A 10,735-nucleotide genomic window follows, 5' to 3' on the forward strand; every position below is an offset into this window, starting at 1 on the left:
CGGGACGTCGCCGCCGTGCGTGCTGTCCTCACCGGGGCCGGGCGCCATGCCGCGTCCAGTCCGCGTCCGGGCCGCGTCCGGGCCGCGTTCGTCGGCCGCCGAATCTTGGGGGCGGGTCAGTCCGGCAGGGGGATGTGCTCGTCCCGGTCGTCGGCCGGCAGGTCGAAGCGGCCCTTGCCCCAGTTCTGCGCCCGCCATTCGGCCTTGGCCGCTTCGATCCGCTCCTGCGAGGAGGCGACGAAGTTCCACCAGATATAACGCGGTCCGCCGAGCGTTGCGCCGCCGAGGATCATCAGCCGCGCGCCGCGTTCGCCGGCGGCGACGGTGATCCGGTCGCCGGGGCGAAAGACCATCATCTGCGAGGGGGCATAGTCCTGCCCCGCGACCGAGATCGAGCCGTCGACGATGTAGAGCCCGCGGTCCTCGTGATCGTCGGGCAGCGGCAGGCGGGCACCGGGCTCGAGCCGCACGTCGGCGTAGAAGGTCGGCGAGTGCATCGTCGCCGGCGCCGCTTCGCCGTAGGCGGTGCCGAGGATCAGCCGGACCGAGACGCCGCTGTCCTCGATGACGGGCAGCGTTTCCTTGCCGTGGTGCTCGAAGGAGGGGGCGATGTCCTCCTGCGCGTCGGGAAGGGCGAGCCAGGTCTGGATCCCGAACAGGCTGTTGGGGCCGGTCCGGGCGGCTGCGCTGGTGCGCTCCGAATGGGTGACGCCGCGCCCGGCCACCATCCAGTTCAGCGCCCCCGGCCGAATGATCTGGTCCGCCCCCGTGCTGTCGCGGTGATGGAAGTCGCCGCGATACAGGTAGGTGACGGTGCCGATGCCGATATGCGGGTGCGGCCGCACGTCGACACCCTGGCCGGTCAGGAGTTCGGCCGGCCCGGCCTGGTCGAAGAAGATGAACGGGCCGACCATCTGGCGCTTCGGGGCCGGCAGGGCGCGCCGCACCTCGAATCCGCCGAGGTCACGCGCCCGCGGCACGATGAGGGTCTCGATCGCGTCGAGGCCCACCTCGTCGGGACAGCCCGGTTCGATCGCTGGGTTCCAGCTCATGCGCTTTGATCCTCTCGAATAGTCCTTGGTGACGGGCTGGCGCGCGGGTGGCGCCGGCGGCGGTCAGGCGGCGGCGGCCGTCTCGGGATTGAAGCCGTCGAAGCTTTCGAACACGTCCATGAAGCCGGGGACGGTCGCCTCGCGGCCCCAGTCGCGTTGCAGCTCGCAGTACATCTGCACGCGGCTGGGTTGCGGATGTCTTCGCTGGCCATGGACGGCTCCGTTTCTCGATGTGATGGGGGGGGGGGGGCGCGCCGCGTCAGGCCGTGGGCGTGACGAAGCGGCCGGCGTCGAAGTCTTCGGCGGCCTGGCGGATCTCGGCGTCGGTGTTCATCACGAACGGGCCGTAGCCGACGATCGGCTCGTCGATCGGTTCGCCCGTCAGGACGAGGAGCGTCGCAGCGCCGTCGGCGTGGATGTCGACATCGTGTCCGTCGCGGCCGAGCAGGATCACCTCGGCGGCGCCCGCCTCGTGCCCGTCTTCGACCGTCACGTGCCCGCTCAGGACGACGAGCATCGCGGTGTGACCCTTCGGCAGCTCGAGCGCCAGATCGGCGCCGGCCGTCAGGTCGAGGTCCCACACGTTGATCGGGGTGAAGGTCCGCGCCGGGCCCACCGCGCCGCGAAAGGCGCCGGCGATGATGCGGGCCTCGCCCGCGCCATGGGGGAGAGAGACGACCGGGATGTCCGCCTTGGGGAGCGCCTGGTAGCCGCCGGGGGCCATCTTGTGCCTGGCCGGGAGGTTCACCCACAGCTGCACCATGCGGAAGGGCCCGCCCGTCCTGGCGAAGCCCGGCGAGTGGCGCTCTTCGTGGACGATGCCGCCCGCGGCGGTCATCCACTGGACGTCGCCCGGGCCGATCACGCCGCCGTTGCCGGCCGAATCGCGATGCTCGACCTCGCCGTCGTAGACGATCGTGACGGTTTCGAACCCGCGATGCGGATGCCGGCCGACGCCGCGCTGCTCATCCGTCGGCGCGAAGGTATGGGGCCCGGCATAGTCGAGCAGCAGGAACGGGCTGATGTGCGCGCCGAGCGTATTGTACGAGAAGAGCGAGCGGACGGGGAAGCCGTCACCCACCCAATGCTGCCGCTCGTTGCTGTAGCGACCCAGGATCTTCTTGGCCATGTGTGTCCTCGGAGCCCGCGCGTCTTGATGCCGACGCTTGCGAGACCGAGAGCTAATACTGCAACGATAGGCTAAAAAGATTGCCGATGGCAACGCAGCGTCCTATCAGAGGGACGATGCAGGACCTGAACGACCTCTATTATTTCGCGGCGGTCGTCGATCATGGCGGCTTCTCGGCGGCGGCACGCGCGCTCGGCGTGCAGAAGTCGAAGCTCAGCCGCCGTGTCCTGTCGCTGGAGGAGCGGCTCGGCGTGCGCCTGCTCAATCGTTCCTCGCGCCGCTTTTCGGTGACCGAGGTCGGCCGCGAGTTTCACGAGCGCTGCGTGGCGATGCTGGTCGAGGCGGAGGCGGCGGAGCAGGTGGTCGCCGAGGTGCAGGCCGAGCCCCGCGGCGTGGTGCGGATGAGTTGTCCCTCGGCGCTATTGTCCTTTCAGTTCGCCGCGCTCGTCGCCCGCTTCATGATGCAGAACCCGCTGATCGAGGTGCATCTGGAGAGCACCAACCGCCGCGTCGACGTCATCGCGGAGGGATTCGACCTGGCGATCCGCGTGCGTCTGCCGCCATTGGAGCCGAGCGACCTCGTCATGCGGCGGCTCGACGAGAGCAGCCAGTGCCTCGTCGCCGCGCCCGCGCTAGTCGACGGGACGGCGAAGACACCGGTCGACCTTTGCCGTCTGCCCAGCCTGGACCTCGGACCCCGCCACCGCGACCACGCCTGGGAGCTGCACCATGGCGACGGCCAGGTGGCGAGCGTTCCGCACACGCCGCGACTGATCACGGACGACATGTCGGCTCTGCGTCATGCGGCGATCGCGGGCGTGGGGGCCGTGCAACTGCCGACCATCTTCATCTGGGAGGATGTGGCCGCCGGCCGCCTCGTCCACGTTCTGCCGGAATGGCGACCGCGGGCCGGCATCGTCCACGCCGTCTTCCCGTCGCGCCGCGGGCTCCTGCCATCGGTGCGCGCACTGGTCGACTTTCTCGCCCGGGAGTGTGCCGTTCAGCGCTCCCGTGCCAACGTGTACGTGCGTTCTCAGCACGAGACGCCGGCCGATTGACCGGCGCCGCCGGGCGAGCCGCGACGGCCGCCAGCGCCGCGATTAGGGGCGTTTCATAGCCCTGACCTATATAATGACAAAAGATAATCGATTTGTCCTAACAGCCCAAATCGTAATTCTCGCCTCCGTTAAGGACCCGCTCGAGAGAGCAACTGGAGGCGATCCATGGCGCGCGTGTACGACGCAGTCGAACTGGGCACGACGACCGAGCTCAACATCCCCGGCATCGGCGGGGCCGAGGCCGATATCCTGAAGGTCGACGCGCTCGACCATGATCAGTCGTTGCGGATCCGTCCCGCGCTCGGCGGCGATCCGATCCGCGAGTGGGTGATCGGCTTCGACCTCTACGTCCCTTCGACCACGCAGAGCTGGATCGGCCTCGCCCAGCTCGGCCCCGATACCGACGACGGCGACATCTTCCTGCACGACAACAGCCTCGGCAACGGGACGCTCGGCATCGGTATTTCCGGCCAGTATGACGGCGAAGTCGCGTTCGATACCTGGACGCGCATCGTGCTGGGCGTATCCGTCGTCGACGGCGATACGATCCTCACCAAATACATCGACGGCCAGCTCGTCGGCACGCAGAACGTCGGCGGGACCGACCGCTTCGAGATCACCCGCGAACTCGGCCTCACCCTCTTCACCGACGAGAGCAAGGAGACCGCGCCGCTCGCGGTGTCCGACGTCTTCTTCAGCACCGACACGGACGTCGAGGCGGTGGTCGCCGCCGGGGCGACCGCCGGTGCCGGCGGGTTCTTCGCCGAGCAACCGAGTGCCGGCGCCATCGAGATCGACTTCGCCGGCGCCGACGTGACGCCGCGCTACGGGGCCGCCAGCGTCGACCTCGAGGGCTTCGGCTTCGGCTCGCCCGAGCGGGTGGGGGAGAGCATCCTCGCCCACCCGTCGCAGCTCGGTATCGAGGGGCCGGGCGGCGAGGACATCCCCGTCCTCGCCTTTTCCGCCTACACTGCGCGCGAGGGCATCTCCGTCACGATGCCCGACATCTCGCAGAAGGTGACGAGCTTCACCGCGGTGTGGGACGTGCGCCTCGACGCCGTCACGGACGGGCGGGTCAGCCTGTTGCAGACCGCGTTCGCCAATGTCGGCGACGGCGATCTGTTCGTCGATTCCGACATGGGCCTCGGCCTCGACGGGGAGTATTCCGGCACCGTGCCGGTGGCGGAGTGGTCGCGCATCGCGATCACCGTCGAGGACCAGGGCGACGGGACGTCGACGCTCTCCAAGTACATCGACGGCGAGCTCGTCGGAACGCAGACCGTCGACACCGACCGCTTCACGCTGTCGCCGAACGAGAAGTTCTTCATTCTCTCCGACGCCGACGGGGAGACCGGGACCGGCGCTCTCGCCCACTTCGGCCTGTCGCCGCTGCCGCTGAGCGCCGAGGAGGTCGCCGCGCTCGGCCCCGTCGACGGCGACGGCCCGTTCGACGAGCCCGAGCTGCTGCCCGGCCAGGTCGAGGTCGCTCCGGTCCAGCTGATGGAGGAAGGCCGCGGCGGCGTCGGCGGCTTCTATGCCAAGGACACCGTCGCCACCGACGGGCTGACCTTCGAGACCAGCATGTCGTTCAAGATCATCGACGAGGTGGGCAAGAGCGCCGATGGCTTCGCGATGCGCATCGACGGTCCGCGGAGCGGCAACTACCTCGGCGGCGGTGGCGGCAACATGGGCATCCCGGACGGTAACGTCCCGATCGTGTCGATCATCTTCGACCTGTTCGCCAACGACCCCGAGACGTCCGACAACGCGATGCGCATCGTGGTCGGTCACGGCGCGCGAGACGCGGGTGTCGTCTCCGTCACCGAGCTGCCGTTCCAGCTCGACGGCGGCGAGACGCTGCACGCCTGGGTCGACTACGACGGCACGACCATGCGGGTCTACCTGAACGACGAGGACGTGAAGCCGTCCACGCCGCTGATGGAGACCGAGATCGACCTCGAGGCTGTCATCGGCGACACGGCCCGGTTCGGCGTCGCCGGTGCCACGGGGTGGGACACGACCACCCAGCGGATCACGTCCTTCGAGGTGTCCACGAATGCCGCGGGCGGTCCGGACGGCGAGCTGCTGTCGACCGCCACCGACCAGATCACGCTGGTCGGCTCGGCGGAGCGGCTCTATCCGCTGGTGCTGGACGAGGACGCGCCGCTGCAGATCGGCTTCGACGACCGCGAGCCGACCATCGAGTTCGGCTTCTCCAGCGTCGAGCTGACCGACGTGATCGCCGTCGCCGAGCCCATCAAGGACCTGCTCGTCACCCCGGACACGGCGAGCGCCACCTACGACCTCGCCACCGTCTTCGGCGCGGGCTCGCACGATTATTCGGTGACGAATTCGAACGGCGACGTCGTCGAGGCGACGATCGCCGACGGGGTCCTCTCGCTCGACTTCGGCGCGACCTACGACTACGCCGACCTCGTCGTCACCGGGACCACCGCCGAGGGGGTGACGCTGACCGACAATGTGCGCGTGCGCGTCGCCGGCGAGAACGCCTACACCTTCGCCATCGTCCCCGATACGCAGGACTACCCGAACGGCGACAGCGCCTCCCCGGAAGCCATGAACCAGATGTTCCAGTGGCTGGCGGACAACGCCGAGAACAAGGGCATCGGCTTCGTCTCCTCCGTCGGCGACATCGTCAACAACAACACCGACGCCGAGTGGGAGGTCGCCTTCGAGGCGTTCGACAACCTGCGCAAGGCCGGTGTCCCGTTCTCGGTGGTGCCCGGCAACCACGACATCGGCACCAACGGCAAGTCGGACGTGCGCGACACCGACAACATGAACGACGCCTTCTCCGTCACGTACATGTCACAAGATCCGACCTACGGCGGCGGCTACGATCAGGAGCCCGACCGGATCGACAACAACTACCACCTCTACGACGCGCCGGACGGCACCGGCTGGATCATCCTGAACCTGGAGTTCGGCCAGCGCGACGACGTCATGCGCTGGGCCGACGACGTCCTCACCGAGCACGCCGACCGCAACGCGATCGTCATCGAGCACGCCTCCACCAACTTCGACGGGCGCCTCGATGCGATCGGCGACGAGGTGGCGGCCGAGCCGGCCGGTTACGACTACGGCCTGCAGGACAGCGACGAGGGCGCCTGGGACGGCGAGATGCTGTGGCGGGACGTCGTCTCGCGGCATTCCAACGTGGTGTTCACCTTCGGCGGCCACGTCTTCGGTGACGGTGCCGAGACGACGATCGACTCGAACGCCTACGGCTACGACGTCTACCAGATGCTGGTGAATTACCAGGGCGGCGTCTCGACCGAGATCACCGGGGCGGGCCTCTCCAGCCAGGGGGCCAACGGCGGCAACGGCGCGATCCGCCTGGTGACGATCGACCCGGAGAACGACGCGGTCTACACCGAGACCTACTTCTCCGAACTCGACACCTACTTCACCGCCGTGCGCGGGTCCGAGGAGTTGGACCGCGACGGCCTGACCGGCCCCTACAAGGGCCACGAGGAGACCATCGAGAACGCCGGCATCGGCCAGCGTGACGCCGAGACGGTCGCCGAAGCCGGGGACGACCAGATCGTACGGGCACAGGCCGGCGCCGAGACGGCCGAGGTGACGCTCTCGGCCGCCTTCACCGTCGACCAGCAGAACGACGTCACCGCCTACGTCTGGCGCGATGGCGACGGCAACGTGGTCGCCCGCGGTCTGGAGCCGACCGTCGCGATGAAAGCCGGCGTCCATGACGTGACGCTCACGGTCGAGACCGCGCACGGCGTGTCCTCGACCGACACGACGCGCGTCATCGTCGAGACCGACGCCACCTACTTCTCGGACGACTTCAACGACGGCGACGCCGCCGGCTGGAAGGCTCCCACCGACATCGACACCAGCGGCCTCCTCACCTTCGGGAGCGACGTCGAGCTCGGCCTGCCGGCGATCGAGGACGGGGTCGGCGCCAGCGCCGTCACGATCGGCGCCCTCGGTTCGTCCGAGGCCATCAAGGTGTCCGCCGACGGCGCGACGGGGGCTGTCGCGCAGTACACGCTGGTCTACGACATCTACGTCGCCAGCGGGCAGGAGTCCGGCTACACCGCGCTCCTCCAGACCGACATGACCAACGCGAGTGACGCCGAGTTCTTCCTCAACGACAAGGGGGACGGCACCGCCGGTGTCGGCATCTCCGGCACCTATGAGGGCGCGTTCGCGTACGATGCGTGGAACCGGCTCGCGGTGACCTTCAGCGTCGTCGACGGCGCGCACGTCATGACGAAATATATCAACGGCGAGAAGGTCGGCACCCAGGTGGTCGACGACGACGTCAGCGACGGGTCGCGCTGGGCCTTCGACGCCGAGGACGGCTTCTATATCCTTTCCGACGACAGCGACGAGACCAACGAGGTGTCGCTCGGCGCCTTCACCTTCGTCGACGGCGTGGCGACGGACGATGAGATCGCCGCGCTCGGCGGCGTGGATGCCGACGGGCCGGTCGACGGGATCGGCGGCTTCAGCACACAGTGGACCTTCGACGGTTCGCTGGACGCGGCCGACTACGGGCCCGGCTCCATGGAACTCGCCGGCATCCGCACCCTGAACACGCCGTTCGACGTGAAGGGCTCGGCCAACTCACGCGAGCAGGCGCCGGGCGTCGACGGGGTCGAAGGCGCGCTCTACGACCTGTCCGAGACCGCCGACAACGTCTTCGTGCGCGAGGGCGAGCTGATCGGCGACATGGTCCTGCAGACCACGATGATGTCGCTGTCCAATCATACGATGGGCGTCGTCTTCCGTTACGACGAGGTCAGCGGCGACCACTACCGCCTGCAGATCTCCAATGCCGACAACGTCCGCCAGCTCGTTCGCGTCGAGGACGGCGAAGAGACGGTGATCGCCGAAGAGGCCGGCGGCTACACCTTCTACGACGAGGTCGACGTGAAGATCACCGCCGAGGGCGGGGCGATCGGCGTGTCGCTGGACGGGGTGCAGCTCTTCGGCGGTATCGTCACGGACACCGACCCGCTGGCGGCCGGCACCGTCGGCTTCTACTCCTCCGACAACGACGGCTCGATCTTCGACGACATCACCGTGCGAGCGCCGGGCGACGAGGCGGACGCCGGCGCCGACATCCGCGTCGTCGACTTCGACGGTGACGGCGTGGAGACGGTCCGCGTCGACGCCTCGATGTCGACCGGCTCCACCCCGGTCTTCACGCTCGAGGACGACCGACTCACCGGCGAGGTGCTGGTGCGCGAGTTCGCGGCGGGAGAGACCGCCGTCACCGTGACCGTGGGCGACGATCGCGACACGATGGTCGTCGACGTCGTCAGCGGCGAGCGGCTCGTCGTCGCCGAGACCTTCGACGACGGGTCGATGGACGGGTGGCTCATCGTCGACACCACCGAGTTCGACGGCGCGGGCAAGGCGGCCGAAGGCTCCGCCGACTGGGCCGTCGTCGACGGGGCGCTGGTGGAGCAGGAAGGCGCATATAGCCGCGAGCTGACTTGGGATTATGCCAGCACGTCGGACGTGTGGGAGCGAGGCTGGTCGCCTCATGGCGACGGTGTCTACGCCCTGCACAAGGGGACCTATGCGCTCTACGAGGGCGACACCGCGCTCACCGACTATGCCATCGAGGCGGACGTCACCGCTCCCGAAGGCGAGGACGGCGGCGTCGGCTTCATGCTGAACTACGTCGATGCGGACAACTACTACAAGCTCGAGATCGACGCCCACGCCGACCTCGCGTCCCTCGTCGAGGTGGTGGACGGCTACGAGGCCTTCATCGGCCGCGTGCGCACCACTTACACGCCGGGCGACACCTTCCACCTCGCCGCGGAGAGCGTGGACGGGACCATGCAGGTCACCGTCGACGGGCATGAGCTCTTCGCCTACGACCTGGAGGCGCGGTACGCCGAAGCGGGTGCGGCGGGCGTCTACTCCTGGGGCGTCGCCGGCGCCACGTTCGACAACGTCGCCATCATCGACCTCTCCGAGGCGGCGGCGCCCGCCGGCATCGTCGTCGACACGCTGCGCGACCGGGTGGCGGACGACGGCGTCACCTCGCTGCGCGAGGCGGTGGCGCTGGCCAATGCGGCCGAGGGGGCGGACACGATCGTCTTCGACGCGGCACTCGCCGGCGGTACGATGGCGCTGCGCAACGGCACGCTCGACCTGACCGACGACGTGGCGATCGCCGGCGCGCAGGTGACGATCGACGCCAACCGCACCGGGCGCATCTTCGCCATCGCGGACGGGACCACGGTGGAACTGGCCGACCTCGGCTTGGAAGAGGGCCGCATCGTGATGCGCCCGGTGGCGGACGCGGACGGCGGCGCGATCCTCGCCGGCGACGACGTCACGCTGACGCTCACCGACGTCGACATGAGCGGCCACACGGCGTTTTCCGACGGCGGCGCGATCGCGATGGGCGACGGGGCGACGATCTCGATCGTCGGCGGCGAATACGAGGGCAACCGCGCGCTCGGCCATGGCGGCGTGATCGCGGCCGGCGATGGTGCCAGCCTGGCGGTCGACGGGGCGATGTTCGCGCGCAATGCGGCGAGCGGCAGTGGCGGCGTGTTCGCGCTCGGCGACGACGCGGTCGTGCACCTCGCCGACATGGGCGCGGCCGCAAACACCGCGTGGGGCGAAGGCGGCGTGCTCTGGGCCGGCGACGGGACGAGCCTCACGGTCGACGGCGGCGAATACACCCGCAACAAGGCCGTCGCCCACGGCGGCGTGTTCGCCTTCGGCGAAGGCGTTGCGGCGAACCTCTCGGACGCCACTTTCACCGGCAACCGCGCGGTGGCGGGGGAGAGCGACGGCGGCGTGCTCCACGTGGCGGGCGGCCAGGCGACGATCGACGGATCGGGGCTGGAGGCGGTGCGCAATAGCGCCGGCGGCAACGGCGGTGTCTTCGCCATCGGCGAGGCGGAGGGCGCGGCGCTGGACCTCTCGCTCGCCGGCAGCACGCTGATCAACAACATCGCGGGCGGCGAGGGCGGGGTGGTCTTCGCCGGCGACGGTGCGACCATCGAGGTGACGGGCAGCGACCTGCGCCGCAACATCGCCGGCGAAAACGGCGGAGTGATCGCGGTCGACGACGATGCGGCGGTCACGTTCGACGACGACGTCCTGCGCTTCAACCGTGCCGGCGAGGACGGGCCGGTGCTGCACCACGGCGACGACCTCACGCTGGTCGGCGACATCTCCCAGTGGGGCGACTTCGCATTGATCTGATGCCGCCCGGCCCATCGGCCGGACGTTGGATGGAGACAGGAGGAGAACCGCGGCGGCGAACCCGCCGCGGTTCCGGCGTCGGCCGATGGACGCGCGGCGCGGCTGGGGGCGGTGAGCCGCCGCGGGCCGGGCGCGAATTTCGGATAAGCGGAGCCGCGATAGGAGGTTACGGCGCCGGCCCTCGTCCGGCACGGCGGCGCGCCGCGAACAATCGCACAAGTTCGCGCAAGATCAGGCCGCCCGAGTGGCGGAGTTGCCACACATGATGAGGG

4 protein-coding genes are annotated in these 10,735 nt (G+C 69.2%); 2 read left to right on the forward strand and 2 right to left on the reverse strand.

Annotated elements, in window-relative coordinates; translation table 11 throughout:
- Positions 1–116: 116 nt before the first annotated feature.
- Positions 117–1,052, reverse strand: coding sequence for a pirin family protein (locus MRB58_RS16940; RefSeq protein ID WP_244778284.1), 936 nt, complete (start codon positions 1,050–1,052; stop codon positions 117–119).
- A 259-nt stretch (positions 1,053–1,311) separates the two neighbouring features.
- Positions 1,312–2,181 carry a pirin family protein gene (locus tag MRB58_RS16945; protein ID WP_244778285.1) on the reverse strand — a complete coding sequence of 290 codons (870 nt, stop codon included), beginning with the start codon at positions 2,179–2,181 and terminating at the stop codon, positions 1,312–1,314.
- A gap of 116 nt (positions 2,182–2,297) precedes the next feature.
- On the opposite strand from MRB58_RS16945, the gene MRB58_RS16950 reads away from it, so the two are divergent.
- Positions 2,298–3,239, forward strand: coding sequence for a LysR substrate-binding domain-containing protein (locus tag MRB58_RS16950; RefSeq protein WP_244778286.1), 942 nt, complete (start codon positions 2,298–2,300; stop codon positions 3,237–3,239).
- A gap of 165 nt (positions 3,240–3,404) precedes the next feature.
- Positions 3,405–10,463 carry a LamG-like jellyroll fold domain-containing protein gene (locus MRB58_RS16955; protein ID WP_244778287.1) on the forward strand — a complete coding sequence of 2,353 codons (7,059 nt, stop codon included), beginning with the start codon at positions 3,405–3,407 and terminating at the stop codon, positions 10,461–10,463.
- Positions 10,464–10,735 lie beyond the last annotated feature (272 nt).

The organism is Acuticoccus sp. I52.16.1, assembly GCF_022865125.1.
GTDB lineage: Bacteria > Pseudomonadota > Alphaproteobacteria > Rhizobiales > Amorphaceae > Acuticoccus.